This window comes from Confluentibacter flavum (assembly GCF_002843175.1).
Lineage (GTDB): Bacteria > Bacteroidota > Bacteroidia > Flavobacteriales > Flavobacteriaceae > Confluentibacter > Confluentibacter flavum.
The window spans coordinates 26,941-42,612 of the sequence record NZ_PJEO01000049.1 but is presented as its reverse complement, the minus strand read 5'-3'; the positions used below and the strand labels follow the sequence as shown (position 1 = coordinate 42,612).

16 protein-coding genes are annotated in these 15,672 nt (G+C 34.4%); 10 read left to right on the top strand and 6 right to left on the bottom strand.

Features of this window, described 5'->3' with window-relative positions:
* Positions 1 to 100 precede the first annotated feature (100 nt).
* Positions 101 to 868, bottom strand: a complete 768-nt coding sequence (locus CSW08_RS12705; RefSeq protein WP_106660251.1) for a hypothetical protein — start codon at positions 866 to 868, stop codon at positions 101 to 103.
* Positions 869 to 891: 23 nt separating this feature from the next.
* Positions 892 to 1,662, bottom strand: coding sequence for a hypothetical protein (locus CSW08_RS12700; protein ID WP_106660250.1), 771 nt, complete (start codon positions 1,660 to 1,662; stop codon positions 892 to 894).
* A gap of 152 nt (positions 1,663 to 1,814) precedes the next feature.
* Here CSW08_RS12700 and miaB point away from each other — a divergent pair, with 152 nt between their 5' ends.
* The 7 genes from miaB to groL all read left to right on the top strand — a co-directional run bounded on the left by miaB (position 1,815) and on the right by groL (position 8,915).
* The gene (gene miaB / locus CSW08_RS12695; RefSeq protein WP_106660249.1) at positions 1,815 to 3,257 is read left to right on the top strand and encodes a tRNA (N6-isopentenyl adenosine(37)-C2)-methylthiotransferase MiaB; all 1,443 of its coding nucleotides are present in this window, start codon (positions 1,815 to 1,817) and stop codon (positions 3,255 to 3,257) included.
* Between the two features lie 148 nt (positions 3,258 to 3,405).
* Positions 3,406 to 4,665, top strand: a complete 1,260-nt coding sequence (locus CSW08_RS12690; RefSeq protein WP_106660248.1) for a sigma-54 interaction domain-containing protein — start codon at positions 3,406 to 3,408, stop codon at positions 4,663 to 4,665.
* A 141-nt stretch (positions 4,666 to 4,806) separates the two neighbouring features.
* Complete coding sequence (locus tag CSW08_RS12685) at positions 4,807 to 5,313, top strand: LptE family protein (RefSeq protein WP_106660247.1); 507 nt, start codon at positions 4,807 to 4,809, stop codon at positions 5,311 to 5,313.
* Between the two features lie 98 nt (positions 5,314 to 5,411).
* The gene (locus tag CSW08_RS12680) at positions 5,412 to 6,386 is read left to right on the top strand and encodes a hypothetical protein (RefSeq protein ID WP_106660246.1); all 975 of its coding nucleotides are present in this window, start codon (positions 5,412 to 5,414) and stop codon (positions 6,384 to 6,386) included.
* A 2-nt stretch (positions 6,387 to 6,388) separates the two neighbouring features.
* Entirely contained in the window at positions 6,389 to 6,751 is a 363-nt protein-coding gene (secG, locus tag CSW08_RS12675; protein ID WP_238987261.1) for a preprotein translocase subunit SecG, read from the top strand.
* A gap of 148 nt (positions 6,752 to 6,899) precedes the next feature.
* Positions 6,900 to 7,175 carry a co-chaperone GroES gene (locus CSW08_RS12670; RefSeq protein ID WP_106660245.1) on the top strand — a complete coding sequence of 92 codons (276 nt, stop codon included), beginning with the start codon at positions 6,900 to 6,902 and terminating at the stop codon, positions 7,173 to 7,175.
* A gap of 108 nt (positions 7,176 to 7,283) precedes the next feature.
* A complete protein-coding gene (groL, locus tag CSW08_RS12665; protein ID WP_106660244.1) occupies positions 7,284 to 8,915 on the top strand; it encodes a chaperonin GroEL in 1,632 nt (543 codons plus the stop codon).
* A 471-nt stretch (positions 8,916 to 9,386) separates the two neighbouring features.
* Here groL and CSW08_RS12660 read toward each other — a convergent pair whose 3' ends face one another.
* From CSW08_RS12660 to xrtF, 4 genes are all read right to left on the bottom strand, one after another.
* Positions 9,387 to 10,145, bottom strand: a complete 759-nt coding sequence (locus CSW08_RS12660) for a class I SAM-dependent methyltransferase (RefSeq protein ID WP_106660243.1) — start codon at positions 10,143 to 10,145, stop codon at positions 9,387 to 9,389.
* A 127-nt stretch (positions 10,146 to 10,272) separates the two neighbouring features.
* Complete coding sequence (locus CSW08_RS12655; protein ID WP_106660242.1) at positions 10,273 to 11,175, bottom strand: alpha/beta hydrolase; 903 nt, start codon at positions 11,173 to 11,175, stop codon at positions 10,273 to 10,275.
* A gap of 42 nt (positions 11,176 to 11,217) precedes the next feature.
* Entirely contained in the window at positions 11,218 to 11,646 is a 429-nt protein-coding gene (locus CSW08_RS12650; RefSeq protein WP_106660241.1) for an exosortase F system-associated membrane protein, read from the bottom strand.
* Complete coding sequence (gene xrtF, locus CSW08_RS12645; protein WP_106660240.1) at positions 11,639 to 12,190, bottom strand: exosortase family protein XrtF; 552 nt, start codon at positions 12,188 to 12,190, stop codon at positions 11,639 to 11,641. The genes CSW08_RS12650 and xrtF overlap by 8 nt, the downstream gene beginning before the upstream one ends.
* A gap of 68 nt (positions 12,191 to 12,258) precedes the next feature.
* Between xrtF and CSW08_RS12640 the strand changes: the two genes are divergently transcribed.
* The 3 genes from CSW08_RS12640 (at position 12,259) to CSW08_RS12630 (ending at position 15,662) form a co-directional block, all read left to right on the top strand.
* Positions 12,259 to 12,714 carry a GAF domain-containing protein gene (locus CSW08_RS12640; protein WP_106660239.1) on the top strand — a complete coding sequence of 152 codons (456 nt, stop codon included), beginning with the start codon at positions 12,259 to 12,261 and terminating at the stop codon, positions 12,712 to 12,714.
* Positions 12,715 to 12,866: 152 nt separating this feature from the next.
* On the top strand, positions 12,867 to 14,399 hold the full coding sequence (gene purH, locus CSW08_RS12635; protein WP_106660238.1) for a bifunctional phosphoribosylaminoimidazolecarboxamide formyltransferase/IMP cyclohydrolase: 1,533 nt from the start codon (positions 12,867 to 12,869) through the stop codon (positions 14,397 to 14,399).
* 234 nt (positions 14,400 to 14,633) lie between these two features.
* Positions 14,634 to 15,662, top strand: a complete 1,029-nt coding sequence (locus tag CSW08_RS12630) for a rod shape-determining protein (protein ID WP_106660237.1) — start codon at positions 14,634 to 14,636, stop codon at positions 15,660 to 15,662.
* Positions 15,663 to 15,672 lie beyond the last annotated feature (10 nt).

Genomic DNA, 15,672 nt, shown 5'->3' with positions numbered 1-15,672 from the left:
TAACTTCCTAATTTTATAAACTAACTCTATTATTTTCAAATATAAAAAGCCTGTATTTTAGGCTTAAAATACAGGCTTTTTAAAATATTAAATTAAATTTTTACTCTTGAATGGTTCCTATGTCGTCAATAACATGTGTTTCATTAAAACCAATGACTTCCTTATAAACAAAATAACATGGTAGGTAAGCAAAAGATGCCGTTGCAAAAACGCCCACACAGCACATAATAAATCCAACTATTTGTGCCAATAGAGCAGCAACAATCATTAAACCAAAGGTTATCAACCATTTTTTATTTCCTAAATTAAATCCAACTTTGACAATTTCAGAAGCTGTCATGTCTGGATTAAATGCATAAATAACATTAATAAGCGCTATGGGAACCATCACATATATGATTGGGAAAACACAAAGCAGCATAGCCAATATACTTATACCGAATGTGGTTGCCGCAAGTTTTATTGTTTTACCTAAATATGGTTTTTTAAAGAAATAAAAATAATCATCAGCTGTTGACTCATTAAAATCCTTAATCTTACAAATTCTAAAAAATGCCGATTTCAAACCAAAGTCAATTATCATGGCAAAAAAAACAAACACCAAAATCATTAAATAAAAAGGAATCATCAAAGCTATATTAAAACCATCTAAATCTTGAAAAGATTCAGGATTGGTTAAACCCATCCTAATTAAAGGCAAGTACATCAGTACGTAAAAAGGAATCATAAAAACCAGTGTTAACAATAGTGTAACCAGCCCTTGAACCCAAGTTTTTTTAAACAAACCTATACATTGGTTAAAAATAGTGCCAAAGTCCAATGCTTTAGCATTATCTATTTTGGTAAGTAAAAAATCAAATTTATTCATATCATAATTAATAAAAAGATTAATTAAAATTCGTTATTCATGCCAATTTCATCAATGACATTTGTTCCATCAAAACCAATAGCATCTTTATAAATTAAAAATGAAGGCAAATAAATAATGGACATGGTAAAAACAATACCAATAACACAACCTAAAATCCCTAACATGGCTACTAATCCCGCTACAAACATAGTCCCAAAAGTTATTAACCATTTCTTGTTTCCTAAAGTAAAACTAGCCTTAACGATTTCCATCTCACTTAAATTTGGATTATTAGCTAATATAACCGCAAAATATGACAGAGGTACAAACACATAAATATAAGGAATGAAACATAAAAATTGGGCAACAGTTGTTATCGCAGTATAAATTATCCCTAACATAAACACTTTGGTGAAATACTCTTTCTTAAAAAAATAAAAATAATCTTCATGCCCATTTTCACCCAATATTGTTTGTTTACATATTCTGTAAAAAGCCGCAACAAATGCAATATTTAATGTGGAAATAAGCATGTTTTGGGGAATGCCATAAATGGCACTTGATGAATAAAAAGTAGCAATAGCTTTAAAATCAAAACTGTCATTAAAAATATCATGGTCTAAAGCTGGTGCCAAACCAATTAAACCAAACAGAAAGCTTATACAAATAGCAGAAATTAAAACAAACAACACCACAACTAAACCTTTTAACCAAACTTTTTTAAATAACTCAATCGAGTTACTAATAATGTCTCCAAAATCTAATTCTTTAGCATTATTTATTTTGTATAACAAATTATTAAAGTCATTCATATTTTATATTCATGGTTAGTACCCACCAAAGTAAGCGTTTTCTCAAATATTTAACAAAAATTTATCTCATTTTAAAATATGACAGTTTGTCATAAAACATAAATAAGTTGTATCTTTGCACACTTATTGACGGCTATCCCATTCAGTAAATTATGGAAAAAATAATAGACGAAAACAAACAAGGCGAAACGCTTGTTCTAGAAGAAAAAGAAGGCAATAAACGTAAGCTTTTTATTGAAAGTTACGGCTGTGCCATGAATTTTAGCGATAGCGAAATTGTTGCTTCTATCTTGGCTACTGCTGGGTTTAACACCACTCAAAACCTAGAAGATGCCGATTTGGTTTTGGTAAACACCTGTTCTATACGAGATAAAGCCGAACAAACTGTACGCAAACGCTTAGAAAAATATAATGCCGTAAAACGAGATTCAAACCCTAAAATGAAAGTAGGGGTTTTAGGTTGTATGGCGGAACGGCTTAAAACAAAATTCCTTGAAGAGGAAAAAATAGTTGATTTGGTCGTTGGCCCTGATGCTTATAAAGATTTACCTAATTTATTGGCTGAAGTTGATGAAGGTAGAGACGCTATTAACGTGATTCTATCAAAAGATGAAACTTATGGTGATATTTCCCCAGTCCGTTTAAACAGTAATGGTGTTACTGCATTTGTTTCCATTACTCGTGGTTGTGATAATATGTGCACTTTTTGTGTCGTACCTTTTACTCGCGGACGTGAACGCAGCAGAGACCCACAAAGTATTATTGAAGAAATGAACGATTTATGGAATAGAGGTTTCAAAGAAATCACGTTGCTTGGTCAAAATGTAGATAGCTATCTTTGGTATGGTGGCGGTTTAAAAAAGGATTTTGATAAAGCTATAGAATTCCAAAAAGTTACAGCGGTTAGTTTCTCTAATCTATTGGAACTTTGTGCCAAAACGCAACCCAAAATGCGTATTCGGTTTTCAACATCAAATCCACAAGATTTAACTTTAGATGTTGTTGAAACCATGGCTAAGTACCATAATATTTGTAATCACATTCATTTACCGGTACAAAGTGGCAGTAACCGTATTTTAATGGAAATGAATCGTTTACATACTCGTGAAGAGTATATGGCACTGATTGATAATATCCGTAAAATAATCCCAGATTGTGCTATAAGTCAAGATATGATTGTTGGTTTCCCTACTGAAACGGAAGCTGACTTTCAAGATACCGTATCGTTAATGAATTATGTAAAATATAATTTCGGCTATATGTTTACCTATTCTGAACGTCCAGGCACTATGGCCGAACGTAAAATGAAAGATGATGTGCCTGAGGAAGTAAAAAAACGACGATTACAAGATATAGTTGATTTACAAAGAGAACACAGTGAGATTAGAACTAAAGAATATTTAAATACTGTTGTAGAAGTTTTAATTGAAAAAGAATCAAAAAAATCGGATACCCAATGGTCTGGAAGAACACCTCAAAATATTGTAGCAGTTTTTCCTAAAGAACATTACAAAGTAGGCGATTTTGTAAATGTGAAAGTTATGGATTGTACCAGTGCTACCTTGATTGGTGAGGCTATTGGTTTAGCCCCCTAGCCCCCAAAGGGGGAATTAGAACGCAAAAAACACTTTGTCATTCCCGCGAAGGCAGGAATCTCATCAAAATAAATTAAAGATTCATATCCTCTTGGACATGAATTAAAAATATAAATTAAAAAGATTCCCGCCTTCGCGGGAAGTAATTATGGAGTCAGTACAAGCTATAAAACAACGTTTTGGTATTATTGGAAACAGTGATACGCTAAACCGTGCTATAGAAAAAGCCATTCAAGTAGCACCTACCGATATTTCTGTTTTGGTAACTGGAGAAAGTGGCGTTGGAAAAGAAAGCATTCCTAAAATTATACATCAGTTATCCCATAGAAAGCATAATAAATACATTGCCGTAAACTGTGGTGCTATTCCAGAAGGCACCATAGATAGCGAACTTTTTGGTCATGAAAAAGGCTCTTTTACTGGAGCTTCCCAAACCCGTGAAGGTTATTTTGAAGTTGCCGATGGTGGGACTATTTTTTTGGATGAAGTTGGCGAATTACCGTTAACCACGCAAGTACGTTTATTACGTGTTCTAGAAAATGGTGAATTTTTAAAAGTAGGCTCCAGTAAAGTACAAAAAACCAATGTACGTATTGTGGCAGCGACTAATGCTAACATGTTCCAATCCATTGAAAAAGGCACTTTTAGAGAAGATTTATACTACCGATTAAGCACTGTGGACATCCATTTGCCGCCTCTACGCGAGCGACAAGAAGATATTCATTTGTTATTTAGAAAGTTTGCCAGCGATTTTGCATTAAAGTATAAAATGCCAACTGTTAAGCTATCCGATGCCGCAGTACAAGTGCTTTTAAAACACCGTTGGAGTGGCAACATCCGACAATTAAGAAACATTGCAGAACAAATTTCTGTTTTAGAACATAACAGAACCATTAGTGCCGAAGCCTTAAAAGCCTATTTACCAACGTCGGGCAGTAATTTACCGGCCGTCATAAAAACATCAAAGTCTGAAAGTGATTTTAGTAGTGAACGCGAGATTTTATATAAAGTGCTGTTCGACATGAAAAGTGATTTAAACGATTTAAAAAAGCTCACTTTAGAACTGATGAAAAACGGAAACACCAAAGATGTCGAAAAAAATAATGAAGGCTTAATCCAAAAAATTTATGGCAATGATGATGAGGAAGATTATGAAGAAGATTTAGATGATGACGTTTTATCTATTCCAGAGCAAACAACGCTTACTCCAGAAATTTCCAATAAACCAGATAAATATCATTTTGCTGAGGAGATTGAAGAAGAGGAAACCCTCTCGCTTCATGACAAAGAATTGGAATTAATAAAAAAATCGCTTGAACGTCACGACGGAAAGCGTAAATTAGCTGCCGCAGAACTTGGTATTAGCGAACGTACCTTATATAGAAAGATTAAACAATATGATTTGTAATTTCAAGTTTAATTAAAACAAAATCATTATTAAACGTATATGAAACACCCATGTGAACCACATTCAAACACGAGGATGAATATTCAGGGTGTTGCTCCCGATAGCTATCGGGATGACCGAAATAGAAAATAATTTAAACAGATGAAACCATTCAAATATATTGTATTATTATTAATAGCTTTCAGTTTGGCTGGCTGTGGATTTTATTCATTTACTGGAGCTTCCATATCATCTAATACCAAAACGTTTCAGGTCAATCGTTTTGAAAACAACTCTTTATTGGTAGAGCCTGGATTGGAAGTGGATTTTAGAAATGCACTTATTGCCATATTAGAAAACCAAACCAATTTAACCAATGTAAACTCCAATGGCGATATTGTTTATGAAGGCGAAATAATAGACTATAGAATTTCACCCACCACCGCAACATCTCAACAAACTGCTGCCCAAAACAGATTAACCATTACCGTAAAAGTTCACTTTTACGATAAAAATGATGAAGAAGCGGAGTTTGATACCCCTTTTACATTTTTTTATGATTATGCTGGAAGTGCTCAATTAATAGGCGGTCAGAAAGACACGGCCATAGAAGAAATTTTCGAACGTATTACCCAAGATATATTTAATGCATCTTTGGCTAAATGGTAATGGTGTTTGATGTTGAGTCGTTTGTTGTTAAGTCGTATGATGTTAAGCTTTAAAATGAAAATATACCCATCAAAAAAATAGTTTGAAACCTGAATCATTTGAATAAGCAAGAGTTTACATATTTACTATCAAATCCGGTTAATATCACGGGATACCAAACAAATGCCATACATGCCATTATTGAATCGTATCCTTATTTTCAATCGGCAAGAGCTTTATATTTAAAAGGTTTAAAGAGTCAGGAAAGTTTTAAATACAATCAAGAACTTAAAACAACGGCAGCCTATACGGCAGACAGAAGCATATTATTCGATTTTATAACCTCCGAAGCTTTTATTCAAAACGAAATCTCACAAATCATCAAGCAAAATGATGAATATCTGAAAACCATAGACGTATCTATGGAAGATATCTCAGTAAATAAACGGGTGACCATTGATGATAGATTAAAGCAACAAATTATGGACACCACAGGGGCGCTAGACCCTGCATTATTTGAGCCCAAAGAAGAACGCGTTAAAAAAGTAATTCCGTTTACGTTAGATACTTCTGATACTATTGAAGAAGCAACACCAGACACCACAGTGACACAAGACATGTCGGCAAGCGATATTTTAAAGCTTGGAAAACCCTTGGAGTTTGATAAACGTGAATCGCATTCGTTTACTGAGTGGCTTAAGCTGACCCGCTTTAGTCCAATAAAAAGAGATAACGACACCGTTGAAACACCTCAACCAGAAAATAAAGAACCTGAAATTTCAAATGAAACAGTAGTAGAAGATAATTTTGAAAAGACAAAAAAGTTTCAACTCATTGATAAATTCATTTCGCAAAACCCTAAAATAGATCCAAGAACGCCTGCTAACCTAAAACTCAATCTGGCAAAATTGCAAAATATCCAACCAGAAGAATTAATGACAGAGACTTTGGCACGTATTTATGTAGAGCAAAAAAACTATTCAAAAGCAATTCAATCTTATAAAATTTTAAGTTTGAAATATCCAGAAAAAAGTAGTTTCTTTGCAATCCAAATTAAAGCAGTAGAAGAATTACAAGAACAAAATAATAAGTAATAATGAGCACATTTTCAATATTTTTGGCACTGATTGTTATCGTAGCATTTTTATTAATAGTTGTAATAATGGTGCAAAACCCTAAAGGAGGCGGATTATCCTCATCATTTGGTGGCGGTGGCACTCAACAATTAGGTGGCGTAAAAAAAACAACCGATTTTTTAGATAAAAGCACATGGACTTTGGCTACTATCCTGTTGGTATTAATTTTAGTTTCCAATGTTGCCATAAACAGAGGCATACAAAGTGTCGATTCTAAAGCTTTGGATATCGATCCATCGGCACAACCTTTGGAGCAAATACCTCCGGTGCAACCTTTACCAAACCCTACAACTAGTGAACCAGCAACCGAGACACCCGAATAGTCACGGTTCTTAATATAAATAAAAATGCCAACTAAAACCGTTGGCATTTTTTATTTCTGCAAGTTTGTCAGTTTACAGCTATTGGCACAATTTTAGACTATTGTATCATCATTAAATAATAACTTAATAATTTAAAACGTATAATCACATGGGATTAAACATTAAACCATTAGCAGATAGAGTCCTTATAGAACCTGCTGCCGCTGAAACCAAAACAGCATCAGGAATTATCATTCCAGACAACGCTAAAGAAAAACCGCAAAAAGGAACTGTCATAGCTGCTGGAAAAGGCACAAAAGACGAGCCTATTACCGTTAAAGTTGGCGATACTGTGCTTTATGGAAAATATGCTGGTACAGAACTTAAATTAGAAGGTAAAGACTATTTAATCATGCGTGAAAGCGACATATTAGCTATTGTTTAAATGGCTTTTAGCTATTAGCCTTTGGCTTTTAGCCACAACTAAAATTAATATAATTAAACTATGCCAATAGCCAAGAGCTAGAGGCCAAAAACTAAAAAATTAAAAAATATGGCAAAAGATATTAGATTTGATATTGACGCTCGCGACGGTTTAAAGCGTGGCGTAGATGCATTAGCCAATGCAGTAAAAGTAACATTAGGACCAAAAGGACGAAACGTTATTATTAGTAAAAGTTATGGAGCACCTCAAGTAACCAAAGATGGTGTTACCGTTGCAAAAGAAATTGAATTACAAGATCCTCTTGAAAATATGGGGGCGCAAATGGTTAAAGAAGTTGCTTCTAAAACCAACGATTTAGCTGGAGATGGTACTACAACTGCTACCGTTTTAGCTCAAGCCATTGTAAAAGAAGGTTTAAAAAACGTTGCTGCGGGCGCTAATCCTATGGATTTGAAACGTGGTATTGACAAAGCTGTTAAAGCGATTATTGAAGATTTAGAAAAGCAAGCTAAAAAAGTGGGCAACTCTTCTGAAATGATTAAACAAGTAGCCTCTATTTCAGCAAATAATGATGACACTATTGGCGATCTTATTGCTACTGCTTTTGGTAAAGTTGGTAAAGAAGGTGTTATTACTGTTGAAGAAGCTAAAGGTATGGAAACCTATGTGGATGTTGTAGAAGGTATGCAATTCGACAGAGGTTATTTATCACCTTACTTTGTTACGAATGCCGATAAAATGATTGCCGATTTAGAAAATCCATATATTTTATTATTCGATAAAAAGATTTCCAACTTACAGGAAATCCTCCCCATATTAGAGCCAGTAGCTCAATCTGGAAGACCTTTATTAATAATTGCTGAAGATGTTGACGGACAAGCGCTTGCGACTTTAGTAGTAAACAAATTACGTGGTGGATTGAAAATTGCTGCTGTAAAAGCTCCAGGTTTTGGTGATAGACGTAAAGCCATGCTTGAAGATATTGCTATTTTAACTGGTGGAACTGTTATTTCTGAAGAAAGAGGATTTACCCTAGAAAATGCTGACATTTCTATGTTAGGTACAGCTGAAACCGTAACCGTAGATAAAGATAACACAACTATTATTAATGGTTCTGGAGATGCTAAAGATATTAAAGCACGCGTAAGCCAAATTAAATCGCAAATTGAAACAACAACCAGCGATTACGATAAAGAAAAATTACAAGAGCGTTTAGCTAAATTAGCTGGCGGTGTTGCTGTTCTTTATGTTGGTGCTGCAAGTGAAGTGGAGATGAAAGAGAAAAAAGACCGTGTTGATGATGCGTTACACGCAACTAGAGCTGCCGTAGAAGAAGGCATTGTTGCTGGTGGTGGTGTAGCTTTCATTAGAGCTAAATCTGTTTTAGAAAAAATCACAACCGAAAACCTAGATGAAGTAACCGGTATCCAAATTGTAGCACGTGCTATTGAAGCACCATTACGTATCATTGTTGCCAATGCAGGTGGCGAAGGTAGTGTGGTAGTTGCGAAAGTTATGGAAGGCAAAGGTGCTTTTGGTTATGATGCTAAGTCTGAAACTTATGTAGATATGCTAAAAGCGGGTATTATTGACCCTAAAAAAGTAACTCGTATTGCTTTAGAAAATGCCGCTTCTGTAGCTGGTATGATATTGACTACCGAGTGCGCTTTAATTGATATTAAAGAAGATGCTCCAGCGATGCCAGGTGGTATGGGTGGCGGTATGCCAGGTATGATGTAAGTCGAGAGCCTCGACACGCAAAATATTAAAAACGCTTCAATTTGGTTTGAAGCGTTTTTTTTTGTGTTAAGAGGTTTTATTTTTACAGAATCATTTGGAATAAAGACTTGATTCATATAGTAAGAAAATTGCAGAAAATATTTCTAAAATAATATACGATTAGATACGAAAATTTGCAATAATGATACGATATAATTTTTAAAAAGTTGATACGATAGGATACTAAATATACGAAAATGATACGTTTAGAATGTATCTATTAAATAAGGTGAATGGCAAATCACCAGATAAATATTAATTGATTTTGAAGCGTTTTTTTGTGTTTGTTTAACGCTTACGGCTATTTTTTGGTCGCAGAATTATTACTTGAGTACATTCTGAAACCGAATTGTTTGTTAATAAATGTAAACATTATTTTACCTAAATGCAGCGAAATAGCCGACGTTAGTACCAGTTGTTTTTTGCCTGTCATTATAGTCGTTTTACGGATCTTGTTGCTATGAATGCAGGAAAAAATTCGTCCATTCCATTTTCTCCACCCCAATTATCTTCATACATATTTGTCAAGCTAAAACCAGCGTCTAATTGTCCGCTAATTTGGTCTGTCAAACTATGTCCAAATACCAAAGCTTCATTGTTCTTTTTCAATTCTTCTAATCTTTCCGTCGGTAATGAGTGCAGGTCTGAAAATGGTTGCTTATAAATTAGTTTCAAACTTTCTTCGTCAAGTTGAAATGAAATTGGATTGATTAAACCTGTCATTAAAATTCCGTTTGGTTTCAAAACTCGGACGCATTCTTTCCAAACTGGTAAAACATTGTCGACGAAAAGTATGGAACAAGGGTTAAAAATCAGGTCAAATGAATTATTTTCAAACACTGAAAGGTCTTTCATATCTCCTTGAACTGTTTTTATACCAAGGTCAAATTTGTCACTTAAAGTTTTGTCTTGTTGTAGCTGCCTTTCGGAATTGTCAAAAATTGTAACATCTGCCCCCAAAGTCGCCAGAATAGGCCCTTGTTGTCCGCCACCAGATGCTAGTCCTAAAATTTTTAAACCTTTTAAGTCAGGAAACCAATTGTAAGGAACGGATTTTTTCGGTGTCAAAACAATATTCCAGTTTCCACTTTTTGCATTTTCTAATTCTTGTTCGGAAACAGGAATTGTCCACCGGTCTTTCTTGTCAACGTAATTGTCCCAAGCTGATTTGTTATGTTTTACAATGTCCATTTTTTTGTCGTGATGTGTACCATTGGTACTAATGCAATGATATGAAATCGTTTTAACGTTTTGTACCAAAGCAAAACGAAGATAGTAGAAATATTCTACAAAACCAAGTAATTAAACAACCAGAAAATCATTTCTTCCCAGCTTCCATCAAAAAGAAATCACTCATCTTTTTAAAGGTATTTTCATTAAATGTTACAGGGCCGTGCTGTCCGTTGGGCACCGAAATAAATTCGTTTAACAAGCCTTTTTCTTTTAAAGCTTCAGAGAAAAACACGCTTTGGCAATGTGGCACCACATTATCTGCCTCGCCATGAATCACCAAAAAATGTGGGGCTTTGTTATCAATAAAGGTCATCGGATTAATGAGCGCTAACATATCTAAATGATCTGCTGGATTGCCTTTTATTAAAGCCGCTTCGGGCGATTTATCATCTTTAGTAGTTGTGCAGTTTTCCATGCGTGTAAAATCGATGGGGCCAAACCAATCCACCACGGCGTCAACGGCACTGCTCACTTGGGTATAACTTCCTAAATCACCTTCAATATCAACTGTTTTTTCGCCAACAGTAAATGTTTTAACACCATTTGTGGTTCCTGCCAACGATGCTAAATGGCCACCAGAAGAAAATCCCGTTATGCCAATAAACGACGCATCAATATTGTAGGCTTCCGCATTAGCTCTTATAAAACGGATGGCTGCCTTAACATCATTAATTTGTGCGGGATACATGGCATCTCCACTCGACCTATGATTAATCGAAATAACCGCAAAACCACTATCCAATAAGGGTTTGCCCAACGCTTGAAAACCCATTTGTTTCATATTATTGGCAAACCAAGCGCTACCGTATATCACAAGGATGGCTTTGTATTTAGGCTTTTCTACGCTAGGTAAATGGATATCAAGTTTATGGTAGATATGATCATCATTAGCATAATTTACATCAAGCCATTGTTTTCCGGCATGTTGTGCAAAACCGCTACTAAAGCAAAGTGCTGATAGCATAAGAATCAAAAGTTTTTTTTTCATGGTTTATAATGTTTAAATAAATTTTTATAATTTGATTAACAACTAGTGTTTTAGCTTGTAATAATAAAATGCCGGCAGTAATAGCAACAAAAAGAGGGGCTGAATTAAAAACCGCCTAATATTAAAAAACATATAATAATCTTGTTGTCTCGGACTAATAACAAAATATAAATAAAGACCTATTAACATAATAAATGCAGCAACATATACCATTACCGAAAACTTAATAATACTTTTATCCTTAAAAAACAAATATAAAATACCCAACGAAATAACCGTATTTATAATGTAACGACCTGTTGTAAAGAGGGTGACTTTAAAAACTTCCCGTCTAGGACTATCAATATATAAATAGTCGTTTTGAAAAAAGATTAAATAGGGGTCATAAAACAACTCGTTTTCGAAAACCCTCACCAGCACCAGCAACGTGAATAGTATAAAAAGTAATATATAAGTAACGGGCTTACTCATTCTTTTTCGTCAGTTTAGAAAATCGATTCGCCCAAAACATCCAAAGCAAAAATACCATTCCGTAAATAATTCCCGGAAAAATAACATGATGCAGTATGTTTGATCTCCAAGGATAATGGTATAATCCTATGGACAATACAACGATGCGAAGTAAATTAACCACGTATAATAAAACACTTCCAGATAAGACAAAAATGATGGTTTCTTTTAAATTACCCGAAAAGGCCACAATAAAGGACACAAATAAAATAATAATGCTTACCGAGTTACAGCCCTCAATAATTCTGGCCACATATTTACCATTAACTATAAGTTTCATGGAAGGTTCATCGGGATGGGGTATTACCCGTGCATTATAACCCACTACATCAAGCAAATCTTGGCTTTGTATGGCTACAATGTGCGTCATATAATCTGGATAAAATGGAGACCCTTCAGAAAACTTTAAATAGAATTTATAAGCTATCGATAACACAGCATACACTATTAAAAAAGTAAACACGAACCTTGTTACAGATTTATATTTTATAAGAAGTTCTTTCAAAATATATCATTTATATATCGAACCGAATTTAACGCTTTTTAAATACTTTTACCAAAACTTTTAATGGGATGATGTTTGAACCTTTAAAACCACATATTGAAACCATAGTTTCAAACCCTAACAATTCAGTAAACAAACGGCTTCTAGCTATTTGTAAATTACTTGAAGCAAGCATTCCACATTACAATTGGGTGGGATTTTATTTTAGAAATGGCAAAAAAGAAGAACTCATTTTAGGCCCTTATGTAGGCGCTCCCACAGACCACACAATTATTCCTTTTGGAAAAGGCATTTGCGGTCAAGTAGCCATTAGCAATAAAAATTTTGTTGTACCAGATGTTACTACACAAGATAATTATATTGCTTGCAGCATTACCGTAAAAGCCGAGATTGTTATTCCCATTTTTGTAAATGGCAAAAATATTGGACAAATAGATATAGATTCCAATACACCGGATCCGTTTACAGAAGCAGACGAACGCTTTTTAGAATTTGTATGTACCAAAGTAGCTTCAATACTTTAAATTAGAAACATAAGTGAAAAACTTTTAACTTTTAACTTTCCAGTGTTAACAACTCCCTTTTATAGTTAAAAAATCACTTCGTTTTTTAGTCTTCCAAAGCACTTATTTTAGTTTAAATAATTACTTTTGCAACTTAATATAACACATCAAAAATGAGCAACGAAAAAAAGATTAAATCTGCTTTAATCTCCGTATTTAGTAAAGACGGTTTAGAACCCATTGTGAAAGAATTAAACCGTCAAGGCGTAACAATTTACTCTACAGGAGGCACCCAAAGCTTTATTAACGATTTAGGAATTAATGTTGTTCCTGTTGAAGAAATAACATCGTACCCTTCCATTTTAGGGGGTCGTGTAAAAACCTTGCATCCAAAAGTTTTTGGTGGTATTTTAAATAGACAAAACCATTCTGGTGACGTAGCAGAATTGGCCGAATTTGAAATCCCTCAAATAGATGTGGTTATTGTTGATTTATATCCGTTTGAAAAAACCGTTGCTTCTGGCGCAAGTGAGCAAGATATAATTGAAAAAATTGATATAGGCGGTATTTCATTAATTCGTGCCGCTGCCAAAAATTATGCTGATGTTATTTGTGTATCGTCTGTGGATGATTATGCTGAATTTTTAGAACTTATTTCAGAAAACAGCGGAAGCATTTCCGAAGAAAACAGAAAACGTTTTGCCGCTAAAGCATTCAACGTATCGTCTCATTATGACACTGCCATTTTTAATTATTTCAACAAAAACAATGACGAAGTTGTTTTAAAAATTAGTGAGAACAATGGAAAAGTGCTACGCTATGGCGAAAACCCCCATCAAAAAGGCTATTTCTTTGGTGATTTTGATGCCATTTTTACAAAACTTCATGGAAAAGAATTGAGCTACAACAATCTATTGGATGTTGACGCAGCCGTTAATTTAATGAATGAATTTAAAAATGATGCACCAACGTTCGCTATTTTAAAACATAATAATGCCTGTGGTCTAGCCCAACGAGACACATTAAAACAAGCTTATATAGATGCCTTGGCAGGTGACCCTGTTTCTGCTTTTGGAGGTGTTTTAATTAGTAATAAAGAAATAGACAGCGATACCGCCCAAGAAATAAACAGTTTATTTTGCGAAGTTATTATAGCGCCTGCTTACAGTGAAAAAGCTTTAGAAATTTTGCAAAGCAAAAAGAATCGAATTATTTTAATTTTGAATGCTGTTGAATTGCCAAAAACTAATGTCAGAAGTTGTTTAAATGGTGTTTTGGTCCAAGATAAAGATAACATTACAGATGCTAAAGAACACCTGACCAACGTTACCAAGAATATCGCAACACCAAGCGAAATTAACGATTTATTATTTGCTTCAAAAATATGTAAGCACACCAAATCCAATACCATCATCTTGGCTAAAAACAAACAATTATGCGCAGGTGGGACAGGTCAAACAAGTCGGGTGGACGCTTTAGAGCAAGCCATCCACAAAGCACAATCTTTTAATTTCGATTTAAAGGGTGCCGTCATGGCAAGTGATGCGTTTTTCCCTTTTCCTGATTGTGTTGAAATTGCTAAAAATGCAGGCATTTCGGCTGTTATTCAACCGGGTGGTTCTATAAAAGATCAATTAAGTATTGACTACTGCAATGAAAACAATGTGTCCATGGTATTTACGGGCACACGTCATTTTAAACATTAAAAGAAGATTTTTTTATATGAAAAAGCTTCAGTGTTACATTGAAGCTTTTTTTATTAAAACAGAGGAACAGACAATATATAACATATATTTCTGTTATGAATCCGTTGAAATTCATCAATAAAAAATATATAGCGTAACAATAAACAATAATTTGTATTTTTTTCAGTAGTTTTATTACTTTTACATCCCGAAACCTAAGGGCTTTTTAATAACTTCATTAATAACAGATAATACATGGGCTTTTTCGACTTCCTAACCGAAGAAATTGCAATAGATTTAGGTACTGCAAATACACTCATAATACATAACGATAAGGTTGTTGTTGATGCGCCTTCCATAGTTGCAAGAGATAGGATTACCGGTAAAATAATAGCCGTTGGTCAAGAAGCTAGCTTAATGCAAGGTAAAACCCATGAAAACATAAAAACCGTAAGGCCATTAAAAGATGGTGTTATTGCAGATTTTGATGCTTCTGAGCAAATGATAAGTCTTTTTATTAAAAACATTCCGGCATTAAAAAAGAAGTTTTTTACGCCTGCCCTTAGAATGGTTGTTTGTATCCCATCGGGCATTACCGAGGTTGAGATGCGTGCAGTAAAAGAATCTTGCGAGCGTGTTAATGGTAAAGAAGTATATTTAATACATGAGCCTATGGCTGCGGCTATTGGTATTGGTGTAGATATTATGCAACCTAAAGGAAATATGGTAGTAGATATAGGTGGTGGAACTACCGAAATTGCCGTTATTGCCCTTGGCGGTATTGTTTGTGATAAATCGGTTAAAATTGCTGGTGATGTGTTTACTAATGATATAGTTTATTACATGAGAACCCAACATAATTTATATGTTGGAGAGCGTACTGCAGAAAAAATAAAAATTCAAATTGGTGCCGCTACTGAAGATTTAGACCTTCCTCCAGAAGATATGAGCGTTCAAGGTCGTGATTTATTAACCGGAAAACCAAAACAGGTTCAAATTTCATATAGAGAAATAGCGAAAGCACTGGATAAATCTATTTTAAGAATAGAAGATGCCGTTATGGAAACCTTATCCCAAACCCCACCGGAATTAGCTGCCGATATTTATAATACAGGTATTTATTTAGCAGGTGGAGGCTCCATGCTACGTGGTTTAGATAAACGTTTATCGCTAAAAACAGATCTACCGGTCTATATTGCAGAAGATCCTTTAAGAGCTGTTGTAAGAGGAACAGGTATTACACTTAAAAATTTAGCTAAATACAAAAGTGTCTTGATAAAATAGGCCTATAAAA

Excerpts from the sequence above, each read along its gene's own strand:
- CSW08_RS12705 (WP_106660251.1), bottom strand. The coding sequence starts at position 868 with ATGAATAAATTTGATTTTTTACTTACCAAAATAGATAATGCTAAAGCA.
- CSW08_RS12700 (WP_106660250.1), bottom strand. The coding sequence starts at position 1,662 with ATGAATGACTTTAATAATTTGTTATACAAAATAAATAATGCTAAAGAA.
- miaB (WP_106660249.1), top strand. The coding sequence starts at position 1,815 with ATGGAAAAAATAATAGACGAAAACAAACAAGGCGAAACGCTTGTTCTA.
- CSW08_RS12690 (WP_106660248.1), top strand. The coding sequence starts at position 3,406 with ATGGAGTCAGTACAAGCTATAAAACAACGTTTTGGTATTATTGGAAAC.
- CSW08_RS12685 (WP_106660247.1), top strand. The coding sequence starts at position 4,807 with ATGAAACCATTCAAATATATTGTATTATTATTAATAGCTTTCAGTTTG.
- secG (WP_238987261.1), top strand. The coding sequence starts at position 6,389 with ATGAGCACATTTTCAATATTTTTGGCACTGATTGTTATCGTAGCATTT.
- CSW08_RS12670 (WP_106660245.1), top strand. The coding sequence starts at position 6,900 with ATGGGATTAAACATTAAACCATTAGCAGATAGAGTCCTTATAGAACCT.
- groL (WP_106660244.1), top strand. The coding sequence starts at position 7,284 with ATGGCAAAAGATATTAGATTTGATATTGACGCTCGCGACGGTTTAAAG.
- CSW08_RS12660 (WP_106660243.1), bottom strand. The coding sequence starts at position 10,145 with ATGGACATTGTAAAACATAACAAATCAGCTTGGGACAATTACGTTGAC.
- CSW08_RS12655 (WP_106660242.1), bottom strand. The coding sequence starts at position 11,175 with ATGAAAAAAAAACTTTTGATTCTTATGCTATCAGCACTTTGCTTTAGT.
- CSW08_RS12650 (WP_106660241.1), bottom strand. The coding sequence starts at position 11,646 with ATGAGTAAGCCCGTTACTTATATATTACTTTTTATACTATTCACGTTG.
- CSW08_RS12640 (WP_106660239.1), top strand. The coding sequence starts at position 12,259 with ATGATGTTTGAACCTTTAAAACCACATATTGAAACCATAGTTTCAAAC.
- purH (WP_106660238.1), top strand. The coding sequence starts at position 12,867 with ATGAGCAACGAAAAAAAGATTAAATCTGCTTTAATCTCCGTATTTAGT.
- CSW08_RS12630 (WP_106660237.1), top strand. The coding sequence starts at position 14,634 with ATGGGCTTTTTCGACTTCCTAACCGAAGAAATTGCAATAGATTTAGGT.